Below are 16995 nucleotides of genomic sequence, written 5' to 3' on the forward strand. Positions count from 1 at the left end.
TGGGCGCAGGGCATGTGGACGTCCGCTCACGATTGGACGTCCATCGGTGGACGAGATGACACGAAGAAACGTTCGCGCTTCTTCGCCTCTTCGTACTGTGCGCGAACTTGACGCACAACGTCCATCTCGGAGACCTCGGCCACGGGCACGTCCCACCAGGACTCGTAGTTCGGCACGCGCACTTCCTTGTCTACCTCGACAGCGATGACGGTCGTCCGCGTTTGTCGTCGAGCTTCCTCAAGAGCGTGCTCCAATTCTTCGCGCGTTCGGGCGCGAAGCGCGTGCGCGCCCAGGCTCGCAGCGTTCGCCGCGAAATCCACCGGCAACCACTCGCCATCCAATTGCCCGGTCTGCGGATTCCGAGCGCGATACTCCGTGCCGAACGTTCCGAGCCCGAGCGATTGCGAGAGCCCGCCGATGCTGCTGAAGCCGTGATTATCGAGCACCAAGATCACGAGCTTGTACCCTTCCTGAATCGAGGTCACGATCTCCGAGGACATCATCAAGTAAGAGCCATCGCCAACCAGGACGTAGACCTCCCGCGAGGGATCGGCCATCTTCACGCCCAGTCCTCCGGCGATCTCATAGCCCATGCACGAATAGCCGTATTCGAGGTGATACCCCTTTGGATCGCGCGTGCGCCAGAGTTTGTGTAGATCCCCCGGCAAACTGCCGGCCGCGCAGACGACGACGTCGCGCGGACCAGCGAACCGATTGAGGATACCGATGACCTCACTCTGCGCCATCGGCGGGCCATGGCGGAGATCGAATAGGCGCTCGACTTCGGCCTCCCATTCCGCCTTCAGGCGCCCGATTGTCGCCGCGTAGTCAGTCGAGACGCGATAGTCCACGAGCGCTTCTCGTAACTCTTCGAGAGTGACTCGCGCATCAGCCACCAACGGTAGCGCGGCATGCTTATGAGCATCCATCTCCGCGACATTGATCGCGAGAAAGCGCACATCGGGATGTTGAAAAGCCGTCTTCGAGGCTGTCGGAAAATCCCCCAACCGCGTGCCGATGGCGATGACCAGATCGGCCTCGCGGGCGATCACATTAGCCGCGCGCGTGCCCGTCACGCCGATGGCGCCGAGATTCTGCGGATGATCGAAAGGAAGCGAACCCTTGCCGGCCTGCGTCTCGGCGACGGGAATCCCCGTCTGCTCGACGAAGCGCGCTAGCGCTTCGGTCGCCTCACTGTAGATGACGCCACCACCAGCGATCACAAGCGGTCGCCGCGCCGCGCGAATCCATTGCACGGCCCGACGCAGCCGCTCGCGATCGGCAGGAGGACGAGGAATATGCCAAACGCGCTTTTCAAAAAGCTCTTCCGGATAGTCCCAAGCCTCTGCTTGCACATCCTGAGGCAGGGCGAGCGTCACGGCGCCCGTGTCCGCCGGCGAAGTCAAGACGCGCATGGCTTCCAGCAGCGCGAACGGTAATTGGTCGGGGCGCGAAAGGCGATCCCAATAGCGAGAGACGGGCCGAAAGGCATCGTTCACCGAGATGTCCAGCGTGTGCTCGGATTCGAGCTGTTGCAGGACAGGAGCCACATTCCGTCGGGCGAAAATGTCTCCCGGCAAGAGGAGAACTGGCAGGCGATTGATCGTGGCCGTCGCCGCTCCCGTGAGCATATTCGTTGCTCCTGGCCCGATCGAGGAGGTGCAGGCGAAGGTGCGCAGCCGATTGTGCATCTTGGCGAAGGCCACGGCGATATGCACCATCGCTTGCTCGTTGCGCGGCAGGTAGTATGGGAAATCGGGATTTTGTTGAAGCGCTTCACCTATCCCCGCCACGTTCCCGTGCCCGAAGATCCCCCATATGCCGGCGAAGAAGGGGATCTCGCGTCCGTCTCGCTCGACGTATTGATTCTTCAAAAACGCGATGAGCGCTTGTGCCATCGTCAAGCGTCGCGTTCGCATCACCCCCCTCCCTTCCTCATCCCCTGCTAAAATCCTCCATGCGTCTCGATGAACGACAAGACCTCGGCCTCATACGGCATGAAGTTCGCGCAGCCGTGGCGCGTGACGATGATCGCCCCGCAGGCGTTTCCCATGCGCGCCGCGCGATACCAATTCCACCCCTTCAGGTAGCCGTAGAGGAACCCGGCGGCGAAGGCATCTCCAGCGCCGAGGACATTGAGGACCTCGACGGGAAACGCGGGAGCGACGATCACGTCTCCTTGAGCCAGATGAACGGTCGCGCCTTCGGCCCCGCGCTTCACGATGAGCGCTCGTGGGCCGCGCTCCAGAAGCATTCGAATCGCTCGGTCCACTTCGCCTGCGACGTGAGATTCGGAGATCTGCGCATGCTCGATGTGGACGTCTTCCGCTTCCACAAGAGCCGCCGCTTTCACCTCATTCACGGTCCCGAGCACCACGTCCACAAGCGGCAGGACCAGGCGGATCGTCACTCCATACCCGCGCACATCGTGCCAGAGCGTGGGGCGAAAATCCAGGTCGAGGAAGACCTCCGTGCCGTGCGCTCGCGCGCGCTCGGCGGCAAAGAGCGTCGCGCTGCGGCTGGGTTCCCGGCTGAGACCCGTTCCGCTGATGAGCAACACGCGGCTCTCCGCGATCGGAGCTGCCAGGACATCATCAATGGTCAGCTCCATATCCGCGCAATTGTCGCGATAGTAGACCAGCGGGAAGCGATCCGGTGGCTCGACGCCCAGCAACACGGCGCTCGTTCGACGCCCCGGCTTTCGCGGAATGAACCGCGTCTCGACTCCCTCTCGCTCCAGGAAGCGCAAGACGAAATCCCCCACAAGATCGTCTCCGACAGCCGTCAGCAATGCGGAACGTAATCCCAATCGTCGCGCCCCCACGCTGATGTTGGTCGGACATCCCCCGACATAAGCCGCGAAGCTCTTGATCTCCGGGAACGGCGCGCCGATGTCGGCGGCATAGAGATCAATCGAGCTGCGCCCCATGGCGAGAAGATCGTACCGACGCTCCGTCATCGCATTCCTCTTCGTCTTTCACCGCACGAGCGGGACGCGCGGATCTTTCTCCGTCCATGTCGTGCGCACCCACGCATGGGTTGGATCATCGGAGGCCGCCATCGAACGCGCGCTTCCGGCCAGCGCGTTCAAGTAATAGACGTTGTACCCATGCGCGGCTACGACCGGATGATACCCTTCCGGAATCAACACCAGGTCGCCATCCCGGACCGTGAGCGTCACGTCCCGTCGTCCGTCCGCCGTGTAAATGCGTTGGATGGCATACCCCTCCGGACGGTCCACCTTGTAGTAGTAAATCTCCTCCAGGTCGACTTCCTCCGGCGGGTTGTGGACATCGTGCTTGTGCGGAGGATAGCTCGACCAGTTCCCGCTGGGCGTGTAGACCTCGACGATCATCAGCCGATCGGCGGGAAAGTCAGGTGTGAGGATGTGATTGATCTGTCGAGTCGCGTTTCCACCACCCCGAATTTCGATCTGGACATCTTCGGGAGAGATCAGTCGAGCTGGAAAGGCCTTTTCAGCGCGGGCTCGACAAAAGGCCAACTCGCCATCGGTCTCGGCCATGACCGTGTAGGAGGTGCCGATGGGGAGATATAGGGCCGTCGGGAGCCCATCGAAAACGTGTGCACGCGCGCCAATGTGCGACCACGAACCCACCGAAGAGTGAACCGTGAAGCGCCCGCCCAGGATCACGATCCCCAATTCATCGCGCCCTGTCTGCCCAGAGACCGTCTCTCCAGCAGTGAATGCGCGCACGGAGAAGCTCAGGTACTCGAATCCTACGGCTTCCGGAGTGATGGAGATGCGTTCTCCCGTCTTTCCCTCCAGAGGACGCGGCCGGATGAGCAAATCATGAGCGAGGGTGGACATGCTCCTCCTCCTTTCGTGGCGGGGCCGTCGAATTTCGAATGATCAACTCGCCTTGCACCCAAATCGTCTGCTGGGAGTTCTCTCCCTTGAGGAGTTGCAGCAGTAGTGACATCGCTCGCCGTCCCATCTGTCGTTTCGGTTGGCGGATTGTCGTCAACGGGGGCTCCGTGTATGAAGCGATGAAGAGATCGTCGAATCCGACGAACGAGATGTCCTCTGGAACGCGAAGTCCTCTCATGCGCGCGACGCGCAACGCGCCAAGAGCCGTCATGTCGTTGTAGCAGAAGACGGCCGTCGGCATCGGAGCGAGTGCCAGCAATTGCTCCATCGCCCGCATCCCCCCTTCTGGCTTCCCGTCACCGTGAACAACCAGTTCCGGTTGAAACGTGAGCCCCGCGCGCTCGAGCGCCTGACGGTATCCGGCGAACCGTTCAGTGTCGGATTGATACCCGAATTGATCGCCGATGTACGCGATGCGTCGGTGGCCAAGCTGAATGAGATGCTCGGTGGCCACTCGACTGGCCGTGACGTTATCAATCATGACCGAATGAACGAATTCGCCAGGGTGTTGATTATTGATGAGCACGATCGGGACCTTCATCTCGCTCAAATGGTCTATATAGAGTGCCCCGACGCGCGAAGCCGTGACCAAAATCCCATCCACACGTCGTTCGTGAAACGAATGAACGACCTTGATCTCGCGATCCGGATCGGCATTGGAATTCGCCAAGAAGACCGAATAGCCATGATCATTGGCGACCTCCTCAATGCCGCTGACGACCTCGGCGATGAACGGATCAGCGATCGTCGTGACCACAACCCCAATGGTCCTGGTCTTCTTAGTGACCAGGCTGCGAGCGACGGCGCTCGGCCGATAGCCCATCTCCTCGGCAATTCGGCGAATGCGTTCGGCCGTCTCGCGGTTGACGAGTGGGCTATTGTGCAGGGCCCGCGAGACCGTTGAGTGAGAGACCTTCGCTACGCGCGCGATATCTTTGATCGAGACCGTACTCATGGCCGGTTGCACACGTTTTCAGCCATCGGCTAAAGAAAAACTTCGAGAATTACTCGCTGAGACCGTTTCCTCACCGCGCCCTCCGTAAGAGCCCCTTATCATACTCCGAATCTCTGGCTTGTCAAGGCCGAAAAAATCCTTGACATCGAGCGGGATTCGTCTATAATTCTCCTTGCGATCGTTGAGGTCAATGATCGTGAACGATCGTCGAGGGGAGTCATGAGGGCGACGAAGGTTCGAGAGATCACGCTGTTAGAGCAGGCCATCTTCTCCGGGCGATTCCGGGAAGCGGAGCGGATAGCCGAGGAGGTCTCGCCGGCTGACTTGCGGTCAGCGGCTGCAAAGGCGCAGGTTTTGATCTACAAAGGGGAGTTAGAGGAGGCGGGGAAGCTTTTCGAAGCGTTCGAGAAGCGGCTTACGGAAGCGAGTCTGAAGGAGGCAGCCGAATTCGGTCTAGCGAAAGCGGAGTGGCACTATTGGCGGGGCGAGTACGAAGAGGCCAAGCGGCAGGCGCAAGTCGTCTTCGGGATCTACAGTCTCAATCGCGATCATTTCGGACTGGCACGCGCACTCTATGTGTTGGGGCGGGTGTATCGGCGTCAGGGCGATTACGAGCAAGCGCGGCAGGAGATGCTGCGTGCCCTGGAGGAGACGGAGGCCGTTGCGGATCGGCCGACGACGTTCCTAATCGGGCTCATCACTTTCAACCTGGGCGTCGTTCATTATTTTCTGGGGGATCTGGTTCGGGCGGAGGAGGAGTTACTGGCGGCCATTCGTGCTCTTGAGGTGGAGCGAGGTCGGTATTATGGCAATGCCTTGAACTTCTACGGGACGCTGCTGATCGGAAAAGGAATGTACGAGGAGGCAGCGCGAATCATTCAAGCGGCGTACGAATGCTTGGCCGAGAGCGCGTTCTTCGACGACTTGGCGCATGCGACGAATAACCTGGCCTACGCGTGCCTCCGTATGGGGCAGTTCGAGCGCGCGGCGCGGTTGCTGGAGGAGAGTCTGGAGCTGCGCCGCCGGTCGAAAGATATTGCTGGAGAGTCGGCGACGCTGGAGCTTTTCGGACGGCTGCGCTTCGAGCAGGGGCAGTTATCCGAGGCGGAGGCCATCCTTCGGCAAGCCATCGAGTTGGCGGAGTTGGGGAAGAATCCGCACGAGAAGGCAGTCGCCGCAATCACTCTGGGGCGTGTGCTTATGGCGCAGGGGCGATGGGAGGAGAGCCAGCAGCTTCTGGAAGAAGCCTTGGACCTAGCTCTGCAATTGAAGAATAAGTCGCTTCAGGCCGAGAGCCATGCGTATCTGGCGGAGCTATGGGTGCATCGAGGCAACGGGATGCAGGCGCTTGAACATCTCAGGCGGACGAAGACGTTGATCAACGGATATCGCGATGCCTATCTGTTCGCGCAGATCGAGCGAATCGAACAGTTAGTGCAACAGCAGCGGATCAAGGCCGAGGAAGGGATCTTCATGATCCGAAGCAGCTTCTTACCCACATGGCGAGAGGCCCACGAGATGCTGGGGAAGTTCCTCTTGGCGGAAGCGTTGCGGCATGCTGGTGAGAACCAGACGAAAGCCGCCGAGCTGCTCGGCGTCACGAAAGCCTATATCACGATGCTGCGGAAGAAGTATGGGATTTGAAAGGAGGGCTCAGGTATGAGGAAGCTTCTCGGGATCGCGTTCCTCGTGTTCTTGCTTGGAACTCTCACCGTGCCTGCGGATGCAGGGGTCACGGCTGGTGGAAGACCGTATCTTCCTGGAGAAGACTTGCCGGTTGGGGGAGTGACGGCTGGAGGCCGACCTTTCGTCCCCGGTGGGGGAGTATTCACCCCAACGGGCTTCGGCTTTGGCGCCCAGTTCTATGATGAGGGATGGGAGGCCGAATCGAATCCCTATTGGGGCGGGGGCGGATGGAGTGATCTGATATGGTGGCCCTCTTGGTCTTGGTTCGGATGGGGACTATTTGGTGTCCTCGATTTCCTCTTTGGTCTTCCCGCCAGCTTTTTCTTCTTCCTCTACTGAAGGAGGCGCGGTTCCGAGAGTGGCCCCCCTCGGGGCCGCGCCCGAGATTTATCCACTCATTGCCGCATCGGTTGAGGCCTCTGCCTGCGCAGCTTTTGGCTCAGGAGCTGCCCTCAAGCTGAGGATGAATTCCGAACCGACTCCCGGTTCGCTCCTGACGCGAATTTCCCCTCCATGGAGTTGGACGAGATGCTTCACAATGGCCAGGCCAAGGCCGCTTCCTCCGGTCTCCCGGGATCGGGACTTCTCACTCCGATAGAAGCGCTCGAAGATCCGAGGTTGATCGGCTGGAGGGATGCCGATCCCTGTGTCGGCGATCGAGATCTCTATATGCTCCCCCAGGCGGCGTGCGCGAACCCAAACATGACCGCCGGGGCGGTTGAACTTCACGGCATTATCCAAAAGGTTCTGCAGGATCTGGGTCAAGCGGAAGGGATCGGCCAGCACGTGAATCTGTTCGGGGACTTCGTTCACGATCGTAATGCCGCGCTCTTGCGCTTGCAGCCGAGTCAACTCCAGGACTTCCTCAACGGAGGCATGCAATGGAATCGCCTCTAGCGAAAGCGTGATCGCGCCTGACTCGATCTCTGCCAAGTCAGTGATATCCCGCACCAGGGCATGGAGCCGTTGCGCCTGACGAAAGAGACCATCTAGGCAACGGCGCACGTGCTCGGGATCATCCAGTCCGGTCTCCTGTAACGTCTCAACGTAAGCGAGAATGGCCGCCAGCGGCGTACGCAGCTCGTGTGAGAGGTTAGCGAAGAAGTCGCGCCGTATACGTTCCAATCGCTCTAAAGCGGTGATCTCTACGAAGACGCCCAAGGCAGCTTGCGGCATGTTGGAAACGATGCGGAGCGGGGCAATCCTGGCCTGAAATGTACGCGGTTCGCCGCGGCGCAGCTCGAAGCGCAACTCGACGGAGGCGCCATGCTCGAGCGCTTGTTGGAAGCCCTCGTGCAGCGTGGGATCGCGGGTGAGATCAATCAATCGAATGGGACGAGAGGAGAGCGGCGGTGGGGGGAAGATCTCAGCCGCTGCCGGATTTTGAACGAGGACGGTCATCTCCCGGTCCACGACAAGCACCCCTTCCCGCATGGCAGCCAGAATGGTCCGCCACACGGGATGGGCGGCATGGACCAACTCGTGAAAAAGCTCACGATCAGCGCTTTCTTCGGCAAGGCTCACAGCGAAGTATCGAAAGGTCCTTGTGATCGGGGGCGGAAGCGATAGCCGATGCCGACGACCGTCTCGATGTACCCTTCAACGCCGAGCTTCTTCCGCAGATTGCGCACGTGCACATCGAGCGTGCGCGTATCGCCATAGTAGGCGAGACCCCAGATGCGATCCAGCAGATATTCGCGCGTGAGCGTGCGACCGGGATTGCGCGCCAAAAGGGCGAGTAACGCGAACTCTTTTCGGGTCAACCGGATCTCGCGCCCCTCGACCTTCACGATGAAATGCGCCGGATCCAGATAGAGCGTCCCATCATCATAAACGAACGCCGGCTCTTCCTCCTCCTGAGTCCGGCGCAGCAGGGCTTGCAGTCGCGCCTCCAGCTCGCGCAGGCTGAAGGGCTTGGTCACGTAGTCGTCCGCTCCGAGGTTCAACCCGAGGACCTTATCTGATTCGCTCGTCCGCGCTGTGAGCAAGAGGATCGGCAACCGGCGCGTCGCGCTCTCTGAGCGCAGGCGGCGGCACAGTTCGAATCCATTCATCTCCGGGAGGTTCACGTCGAGAATGAGCGCGTTTGGGCGCCGTCGAGCGAGGGCCCGCAAGCCTTCCTCGCCCGTCAGGGCGATCTCCACCTCATATCGCCCTCCGCGTTCCAAATGTTGCTTGAGCAGATGAGCCAGTTCGGCGTCGTCCTCGATGATCAAGATCGTCGGCTTCATGGCTCTGGCCATCCGCGATGGTGCTTGATGACTTCGCCACGTGCCATGTAGACGATTTGCTCGCAGATGTTCGTCACGTAGTCGGCGATGCGCTCCAGATGCTTGATGATGAAGAGCAGCTCCGCTCCCCGTCGGACGGTCGTCGGATCTTCGGTCATGAGCTCGATCAACTCATCGTAGATGCGCTTGTAGAGCGCGTCGGCCTGGTCATCGTGTCGGATCGTCTCCAGCGCTTTCTCGGCGTCTCCGCTCGTGAATGCGTCCAGGCCATCGAGCAACATCTGCTGGACGATGTGGGCCATCTCCGGGATGTCAAAATAGATCTTCAGCTGCGGCTCTCGATTCAGCCGGAGGACATGACGGGCGATATTCACCGCGTGATCGGCGATCCGCTCGATCGCCGGCGCCGTCTTCACCGCGGCGATGACGAAGCGCAGATCCGAGGCCGTCGGCTGTCGGAGCACGAGGATGTCAATGCACAACTCATCCACTTCGTTCTCCAGTTGGTCGATCTTATCGTCCTCCCGGATGACCTGTTCGGCCAGCTCCGAATCGCGCTCGATCAGGGCGCGGATCGCCCGAGCGATGGCCATCTCAGCCCGCCCGCCGAGCATCAGAAGCTTGTCGCGCAGCCGATTCAAATCGTGGTCGATCGGCCTGAGATGATCGGCCATGCTGCCCTCTCCTTCCTTCCCCTTCATCCGAAGCGCCCCGTGAGATAATCTTCGGTCAACTTCTCACGCGGCACCGTGAACAATTTCTCCGTTTGATTGAATTCTACAAGACGGCCCAACCAAAGGAAAGCCGTGTAATCGGAGACGCGAGCGGCCTGTTGCATATTGTGCGTGACGATGATGATCGTGTAGTAGCGCTTCAACTCCGCGATCAACTCCTCGATCTTCTCGGTGGCGATCGGATCTAGGGCCGAGGCCGGTTCATCCAGGAGCAAGACCTCCGGTCGCACGGCCAGCGCTCGGGCAATGCAGAGCCGTTGCTGTTGTCCTCCGGAGAGCGTGAGCGCCGATTCGTGTAACCGATCCTTGACCTCATCCCAGAGGGCGGCTTGACGCAAGCTCTCCTCGACGCGCTCATGCAGCTCTCGCTGATTGCGCACCAGCCCGTTCACTCGCAAGCCATAGGCGACGTTCTCAAAGATCGTCTTCGGGAAGGGATTCGAACGCTGAAAGACCATGCCCACGCGTCGCCGCAAGCGCACGACATCTACCTGCGGATCGTAGATGTTCTCTCCGTCCAAGAGGATGCGTCCTTCCGCGCGCGTGTCTGGAATGAGATCGTTCATGCGATTGATGGCGCGCAACAACGTCGTCTTCCCGCATCCTGAGGGGCCGATGAGGGCTGTCACCTTGTTCCGCGGGAACCCCAACGTGATGTCGTGCAAGACCCGGGCGTCCCCATAGTAGAAGCTGAACCGCTCGACCTGGACTTTCACCGGCATCGTTTGCTGCTCGGCCGCGTGCATCTCAGCGGCCCCCGATCTCGAAGCGTTCTCTTTGAGCAGCTCGACTCTTGGCCGCACCATTCTCCTCCTGCCTGACGAGACCTCAGCCTTCGCTCCTCAGGCGCGAGCCCGCAATCGCCGTCGAACGCGGGCGCGAATGAGCACGGCGATGACGTTGAGGGCGAACGTGAGCAGGAGCAGGACGAGGACCGTCCCATAGAGCAAAGGCTTGGTCTTCTCCACGTCCGGAGATTGCGTCGAAAGGATGAAAACGTGATAGCCGAGCTCCATGAACTGATCGTTCAGCCGACTCGGCAGATAAGGAAGGAAGTACGCGGCGCCTGTGAAGAGAACTGGGGCGACCTCTCCAGCCCCACGGCTGACAGCGAGAATGGCGCCGGTGAGGATCCCGGGCAGTGCCTCCGGCAAGACGACGCGCCAAATCGTCTGCCAGCGCGTGGCGCCTAGCGCTAAACTCGCCTCGCGCAATTCGCGCGGCACGGCGCGCAGCGCCTCATCGGTGGAGACGATCACCACGGGCAACGTGAGCAATGCCAGCGTCAGCGCCGCCCAGAGGATGGCCGGTTGCCCATAGGTCAATTCTCCTCCGTAGAACAGTCGGTCAATGCTTCCACCTACGAATTGCACGAAGAACCCGAGTCCGAAAAGGCCGAAGACGATGGAGGGAACGCCAGCCAAGTTGTTGACGGCAGCGCGCGTCGCTCGTGCGAGGAGGATCTCAAGAACGTGCATCCCCTCCAGAAGGCGCGCGCGCCAGGACGACGCTGCGCGAGCGCGGGCCCACGCGTAGGAGAGATTCGATCCGGGGATGAATTCGCGTAAGTACACCGCTGTCGCTACGCCGATCGGAACGGCGGCGATGGTCATCAGGATGACGAGCGCTACCGTCCCGAAGATCGCCGGGAAAATTCCCCCTTCAGTCATGCCCGCGCGCGGCGCAGTCGTCAGAAAGTCCCATGTGATCTGTCCGGCTCCGTTCCAGACGATGTTCCCCAAGATGATCCCGAGCATCGCTACGATGATCGCGCTCGCCACGGCGAGCAATCCGATGGGAATCTGTTCGCGGAAGCGCTCCCAAAACAATGCCCGTCGCGAGATGATCAGCGAGGTCGTCCGCTCCTCCAAACGAGGCCCGGCGCTCATAGCCCTCCTCGCAATCGGTGTTGGACGCGGTGGATGATGTACATCCCCACCGAATTCACGATGAACGTGACGACAAAGAGCAATGCCCCGATGAAGAAGAGGACGTGATAATGCGGGCTCCCGAAGACGACCTCCCCCAGTTCGGCGGCGATCGTCGCCGCCAGCGTGCGCACCGAATCCGTGAACTGCCAGGACGTGATCGCGGCATTCCCCGAGGCCATCAACACGATCATCGTCTCCCCGACGGCGCGCCCGAAGCCCAAGATGAGGCTGGCGAAGATGCCGGGCAAGGCGGCTGGCAGGACGACGCGCGTCGCCGTTTGCCAACGCGTGGCACCCAGCGCCAAACTCGCCTCACGCAGACTTTGCGGAACGGCGTTCAACGCGTCCTCGCTCACCGTGTAAATGATCGGGATCAACGCCAAGGCGAGCGCTGTCCCCGCCGTGATCGCGTTCAATCGCGTCTCGAGTCCGAACAGTTGCTGTATCCATGTCGCGAGGACGATCAACGCGAAGAACCCGAGGACCACCGAAGGGATGCCGGCTAAAAGCTCGATGGCTGGCTTGATTGTTTCTCGAACCCGCGCGGGCGCGAATTCGGACGTGTAAAGCGCCGCGGCGATGGCCAACGGCGCCGCAATCAGCAGAGCCACCAGTGTCGTCTTCAGCGTCCCCAGGATGAGGGGAATGAGGCTATATTTGGGCACCAACGCGATGGGTTGCCACATGTATCGGCTCGCCAGATCCGGCCCCTCCGTCGGACGGAAGAAGTGACGAAGGCTCGCTTCCCGCTGGATCTCCGGATCGGTGAGGATCGGCAGCGCTTCTCGAAAGATGAAGATGAAGATGAGAACGATCGTCGCAATAGCCGTGAGCGAGAGCAAAAGGATCACACGGCGCGCCCATCGGTCGGCCCACAAACGTCTCCGATCATCTCCGATCTTCATCTCGCGCCTCATCTCACGAATCGCGTTCCCATTGTTGGGCGACTTCTCGGCGCTTCTCCTCCGGCAGCGGATAATACCCGACGTCCTTCACCACCGCCTGTCCTTCGGGCGAGAGAATCCATCGGATGAAGTCGCGCGCCACCGGATTGCTCGGCTTCCCCACCGTGTAGAAGTATAACTGCCGACTGATCGGATACTGACCCGAAATGACATTCTCCAGAGTCGGAGCGATCGCCGGAGCCGTCGCGTCCTTCTTGATCTTGAGCGCCTTGATTCCCGCTCCGTAGGCGATCCCGCCGTAGCCGATGGCCTTCGGATCCTTCGCCACGGCGTTGATGACCGCCGCCGTCCCCGGAAGCGTCTGCGTCTCCGGAGCAAAATCGGCGTTTTCCAGCACGTGCTCCTTGAAGTAGACGTAAGTGCCCGAATTATTCTCTCGGCTGTAGAGGACGATGGGGAGATCCGGTCCACCGACATCCTTCCATCTCGTGATTCGTCCCGTGTAGATGGCTTTGAGTTGTGCCAACGACAGCTCGCTCACGGGGTTCGACTGATGGACGTACACGGCCAAGCCATCGAGAGCGACCGGCGTCTCGATCACCTCCACGCCGAATTTGGCCTTCACTTGTTCGGCCTCGGCAGGCTTGATCGGACGCGAACTTTGCGCGATGTCCGTCGTCCCGTTGATCAACGCCGCGATCCCAGTCCCTGATCCCCCGCCCGTGACCTGAATCACCGTGCCCGGATGCTTCTGCATGTAGATCTCAGCGAATCGCTGGCCCAGGATGACCATCGTATCCGAGCCTTTGACGGTGACCGCGCGCGCGCGGTCCGACGGCGCGCGCGAAGAGCAAGCGAGGCTCCAGAGAATGAGGACACCGCACCCAATGGAAAGCCATCGGTTCGTTCCACGAACGTCTCTCATACTCCCTCCTTCAGAAAGCGAATTGCAGCCGCGTGAGCACGGAGACGGAGCGCTCCGCGCGGCCCCACGGCGGCGCTGGGAAACGCTCCATGGAGAGATCGAGCATATACTTGACGAACGGCGTCAGATACCAATTCAGCCCCCATGTGATCGTCTCAGCCCGCGCCGACTCCATCCCGTCCGAGAGCTGCAACACCGAGTATCGGATCTTCGCCTCCCACGCGCCCCACCCGCGTTCTCCCGGTCTAAAGGAGAGGAAGGCGCGGCGAGGGATGACCGGACCATTCTCCGGCTTCTTCTCCCCCGTGAGCACATAGGTGGCTTGCGCGGCGTAGCCTTTCGCGACTACGGCTGGCAGCGTCGTTTTGTTCGGCCCCAACTGATATCGGTCTTGAGCCATTTGGTTGTACTCGGCACGCAGAGCGAAGGGACCAGCCAGATAGGTCAATTCCCCATTGGCGCGCAGCAGTTGTCCATTCACCGGGCGCGGAGCGAAGAACGTGGCGCTCTGACTCTCCGTCTGTCCACTCAGGCTCATCCCCCCTCGCTGCCGACCGAGCGCTATGGCTCCCCCAAAGCTCAAGTGACGTCCATTATGGCCGTTTCGCTCCGGCCACGGTGAGATGTGCACGCGCACGACACCTTCCGGCGTGCGCGTCGTATTCAACGCGAGGTTCCCCTTCCCATTGAAAGCGCCGATTTGATAGGCGATCTTCCCTCCGGCGATCTCTCCCGCCAGCTGCAGACCAGGGCTTCGGCTCGGCGCGATCCGCGTCGCCATCGCCCGCTCCACGAAATCTATGTGCATGGCGCTGCGCAGTTCTTCTTGCGAGAAAGGCTCCTTGAAGTGGCCAACTTGCAGGTTCAATCCCGGGCGCACGTGTACTCGCAACCATCCATCTCGGAGCAGTCCAGTGCCGCGCTCCGCGAAATCCGCTTGAATCCGATACTCGTAGCGAGAGAGCACTCGCCCAGAAGCGGCCAGCCGAAATCGGCGCACGAGGAATGTATTCGATGGTGCGAACGGCTCTTGCCGATAGGCGCGAAAGTCAAACTGCCCTTCTCCGGAGAGAGCCAGTTCGAAATCTCCGTCCGAGCTTCGGAATATTGGACGTCCGTTCGACCAAAGGAATTGCGCGGTCGTCGAAGAGAGGCGCTCTCCCGATACGGTCCCGCTTTCCGAAGCGCGATTCGCCACTTCGGGCGCGTCGCCAGCTCGGCGCGCCAGCGCCCGCACCTCTTGGCGAAGCTCTTCGAGGAGCCGGCGCTGTTCGGCTAGCTGTTGCTTCAGATGTTCGATTGTCTGCTCTTGTTCTCGCACCCGCTTTCGCAGCGCCTCCAACTCCGTCGAAGACTCCGACTGTGGCGGATTTGCTAGAAGCAGGGGGGTGAAAAGCAGGAGAAGGATCCACATCTGGAACCCTCTCCGAACGAGCGTCCACTGCGCCCCATGATCGCTCATCGCACTGTGCTCTCCTGGTGGTCTCGCTTAGCTATGGACTTTACTCGATCCGGCGGCGCTTGTCCACATTCCCCCCTGGGTTCGGCGATGCCCATATGCCCCTCCAGTGTAGGAGGGGGAGGTAAAAGGCGTGTAAGCGACAGGTTAAATCTGTGTAAAATTTCGACGCGCGCGCAGGCGAGCGACCAATTCATCGAAGTGCTCCGTCGAGAGGGCGACTTCGGAGAAGATGCGCTCCAGATCCTGGGCCGTGACTCTCTCGAAGTGTTCCCGAATGGGAACGATCACGAATCCCGCCAGATCAATAGCCGCCGGGCTGATCACCAAGCGCTTTGGCTCCTCAGCGAAAAAACAGCTCGGACGATGGCGGGCGCGGGGAAAGACCAACACCGTCCATTCTGTCGAGGTGACATGCCAATCTCCCGGCGCCATCTCCGCAAAGACGATGAGGTTGAGCATGGGTTCCTCAGAGGAGCCAGTTATATCCGCGAGTGCGGAGAGCGTCTCGGCAATCCAGAGGCACAATTGCTGGCGATCTGTCGCTCGGTAGATCAAAGTTGGCACCGGGTAGGAGACGGTGCGGGAGATCGTGATCCCCGGCGCACTCATCACGAGCTGCTGATCGGCGAAATTCCGTCCAATGGGCAAAGGGGCGCGCACGGCAGCCTGAAAATGCAAGTGATCCGGAGCTGATGCGCCGCACTTCGGCCCATTGTAGAGGAGGAAGAAATCCGGCGAGAGCGCGGCCGCCATATCGAGCAGGACGTCGAATCTCCCGGCAAGGGCTTGAGGGATGTGCTCGCGGTGAACGATCGTCACGTGCTTATCGAGAATGGGATAAGGGTTGCAAAGGATCACGTACTCGCGTCCATAGGCGAGCCCGCGCTCTTCGTCTGGGAGGTGTTCGGGACAAAGGAAGCACGGGCGCCGGCGCACAGCTTCATCATCCACGGCGGCTGTCGTGCTCGTCAGCCGAAGTGGATTATGTTGTAGGAGGATCGTGACCGGTCCCAACGGAACCTCCCTGACGAGCACTTGAGCAAGCGCTTCCCGACCTCGAGCGAGGGCTGGCCAGCGCGCGCTCTGTTCCCGGAAGAGCGCATCCACGCGGGCGCGCCAAGTCGTGTCCGCAGCCGGGAGCGCGAGTTCCTCATCGCGCAGCAGACGTTCGTCCCATGCTCGTGACATACGTCCCTCGATTGACAGAGGAAGGCCGCCATTATACACCTAAAGGCTGTTTCGGTCACACGCTGTGGCGTGCCCTTGAGCGCTCGACGAGAAAGCGAAGGGAGTGGAGGATGCCTGTCTTGAGCCTAGCGTCGTCGGATGAGATGCGCGCGATCCTCGCGGAGACGCATGTCCTCTGGGGGGAAGGGATGCAGTTCGACGACTACCTCGCCTTCGTATGGGCGCAGATGGAGAGTCCGTGGGGGCGGGAGAACTTCCGATACCTCGTGTGGAAGGAAGGGGCGCTTGTCCTGAGCAGCCTGAAACTCTACCGATTGCATGCGCGGTGCGGTTCACGGCATGTGATCCTTGGCGGGATCGGCGCCGTATACACCCCTCGAGCGCATCGCGGCCACGGCCATGCGCGCGCGATGCTCGCCGCCGTCCTGGAACGCTTGCGGGCGGAAGGGGTTCATGGTGCGCTCCTCTTCTCGGACATTGGGACGGCGTACTATCAACGGCTCGGGTTTCGCCCACTTCCCTCGCACGAATTCGTTGTGCCGCTGGCCGCCATTCCGGTGCGCGAAGGTTCCCTTCTTGAGGTCGAGCGGATTCAGGACGCGGATTGGTCAGACGTCGAACGCCTCTATGAGCGAGCGACGGCTTCGGATCCGTTCGTCCTGTCTCGATCCCCGACCTATTGGGCGCATTGGCGGCAGAAGGAACAGGAGCGCATGAGGCACTTGCCTGCGGGCATGAAGTCGCCGCGACACTGGATCGCGCGACGCGAGGGAGAGAGTGTGGGATACGCACTGACGGTCGTGGAGCCGCCCACGCTCGTCCTCAAAGAGCTGATCGTCGCCGATGAGGCTCAAGAGACCGCTGAGGCTCTTCTGGCGGCGATCCGACGAGATGGAGAAGCGCTCGGCGCCGCGCAACTCATCGGATGGTGGCCGCCGCTGGCGTGGTCGCGCTTTCTCGTGAGCGAACACATTCGCCCGCGTCCGCGAGTGCGGGAGCTGACGATGATGGCTTCTCTCGATCCCACGTTCGATGTGGAGCGGCTCACCGCTTGGGGGGACTTATTCTGGGGGACTGATCACTTTTAAG

The 16995-nt window shown here is 60.8% G+C and carries 16 protein-coding genes; 3 read left to right on the forward strand and 13 right to left on the reverse strand.

The genetic code is table 11. The features are described 5' to 3' along the window. Positions 1-26: 26 nt before the first annotated feature. The 4 genes from iolD to NZ746_02715 are packed head-to-tail and all read right to left on the reverse strand — an operon-like array spanning position 27 to position 4856. Positions 27-1919, reverse strand: coding sequence for a 3D-(3,5/4)-trihydroxycyclohexane-1,2-dione acylhydrolase (decyclizing) (gene iolD, locus NZ746_02700; protein MCS6816271.1), 1893 nt, complete (start codon positions 1917-1919; stop codon positions 27-29). Positions 1920-1945: 26 nt separating this feature from the next. Continuing rightward, a complete protein-coding gene (iolC, locus tag NZ746_02705) occupies positions 1946-2959 on the reverse strand; it encodes a 5-dehydro-2-deoxygluconokinase (protein ID MCS6816272.1) in 1014 nt (337 codons plus the stop codon). Between the two features lie 18 nt (positions 2960-2977). Continuing rightward, positions 2978-3829, reverse strand: coding sequence for a 5-deoxy-glucuronate isomerase (gene iolB / locus NZ746_02710; protein MCS6816273.1), 852 nt, complete (start codon positions 3827-3829; stop codon positions 2978-2980). Continuing rightward, positions 3810-4856 (reverse strand): LacI family transcriptional regulator, encoded by a 1047-nt coding sequence (locus tag NZ746_02715; GenBank protein MCS6816274.1) that lies wholly within the window; start codon positions 4854-4856, stop codon positions 3810-3812. Before NZ746_02715 ends, iolB begins: the two co-directional genes overlap by 20 nt. 207 nt (positions 4857-5063) lie before the next feature. Here NZ746_02715 and NZ746_02720 point away from each other — a divergent pair, with 207 nt between their 5' ends. Together NZ746_02720 and NZ746_02725 are read left to right on the forward strand one after the other, a co-directional pair. Next, positions 5064-6488, forward strand: a complete 1425-nt coding sequence (locus NZ746_02720) for a tetratricopeptide repeat protein (GenBank protein MCS6816275.1) — start codon at positions 5064-5066, stop codon at positions 6486-6488. Positions 6489-6503: 15 nt separating this feature from the next. Next, entirely contained in the window at positions 6504-6869 is a 366-nt protein-coding gene (locus tag NZ746_02725; protein ID MCS6816276.1) for a hypothetical protein, read from the forward strand. A 48-nt stretch (positions 6870-6917) separates the two neighbouring features. On the opposite strand, the gene NZ746_02730 is transcribed toward NZ746_02725, so the two are convergent. The 9 genes from NZ746_02730 to NZ746_02770 all read right to left on the reverse strand — a co-directional run bounded on the left by NZ746_02730 (position 6918) and on the right by NZ746_02770 (position 15906). After that, entirely contained in the window at positions 6918-8054 is a 1137-nt protein-coding gene (locus tag NZ746_02730) for an ATP-binding protein (GenBank protein ID MCS6816277.1), read from the reverse strand. Continuing rightward, positions 8051-8761 carry a response regulator transcription factor gene (locus tag NZ746_02735; protein MCS6816278.1) on the reverse strand — a complete coding sequence of 237 codons (711 nt, stop codon included), beginning with the start codon at positions 8759-8761 and terminating at the stop codon, positions 8051-8053. The genes NZ746_02730 and NZ746_02735 overlap by 4 nt, the downstream gene beginning before the upstream one ends. Continuing rightward, positions 8758-9435: a phosphate signaling complex protein PhoU gene (phoU, locus tag NZ746_02740; protein ID MCS6816279.1), complete on the reverse strand. Its 678-nt coding sequence runs from the start codon at positions 9433-9435 to the stop codon at positions 8758-8760. The genes NZ746_02735 and phoU overlap by 4 nt, the downstream gene beginning before the upstream one ends. Positions 9436-9458: 23 nt before the next feature. Next, positions 9459-10217, reverse strand: a complete 759-nt coding sequence (gene pstB, locus NZ746_02745) for a phosphate ABC transporter ATP-binding protein PstB (protein MCS6816280.1) — start codon at positions 10215-10217, stop codon at positions 9459-9461. 120 nt (positions 10218-10337) lie between these two features. Beyond that, complete coding sequence (locus tag NZ746_02750) at positions 10338-11252, reverse strand: phosphate ABC transporter permease PstA (protein MCS6816281.1); 915 nt, start codon at positions 11250-11252, stop codon at positions 10338-10340. A gap of 128 nt (positions 11253-11380) precedes the next feature. Continuing rightward, positions 11381-12331 carry a phosphate ABC transporter permease subunit PstC gene (gene pstC, locus NZ746_02755; GenBank protein MCS6816282.1) on the reverse strand — a complete coding sequence of 317 codons (951 nt, stop codon included), beginning with the start codon at positions 12329-12331 and terminating at the stop codon, positions 11381-11383. Between the two features lie 13 nt (positions 12332-12344). Beyond that, positions 12345-13256 carry a phosphate ABC transporter substrate-binding protein gene (locus NZ746_02760; GenBank protein ID MCS6816283.1) on the reverse strand — a complete coding sequence of 304 codons (912 nt, stop codon included), beginning with the start codon at positions 13254-13256 and terminating at the stop codon, positions 12345-12347. A gap of 10 nt (positions 13257-13266) precedes the next feature. Next, a complete protein-coding gene (locus NZ746_02765; GenBank protein MCS6816284.1) occupies positions 13267-14718 on the reverse strand; it encodes a porin in 1452 nt (483 codons plus the stop codon). A gap of 144 nt (positions 14719-14862) precedes the next feature. Beyond that, positions 14863-15906 (reverse strand): DUF4922 domain-containing protein, encoded by a 1044-nt coding sequence (locus NZ746_02770; GenBank protein ID MCS6816285.1) that lies wholly within the window; start codon positions 15904-15906, stop codon positions 14863-14865. 110 nt (positions 15907-16016) lie between these two features. On the opposite strand from NZ746_02770, the gene NZ746_02775 reads away from it, so the two are divergent. Then, positions 16017-16994, forward strand: coding sequence for a GNAT family N-acetyltransferase (locus NZ746_02775; GenBank protein ID MCS6816286.1), 978 nt, complete (start codon positions 16017-16019; stop codon positions 16992-16994). Position 16995 lies beyond the last annotated feature (1 nt).

This window comes from Blastocatellia bacterium, assembly GCA_025055075.1.
Lineage (GTDB): Bacteria > Acidobacteriota > Blastocatellia > HR10 > HR10 > HR10.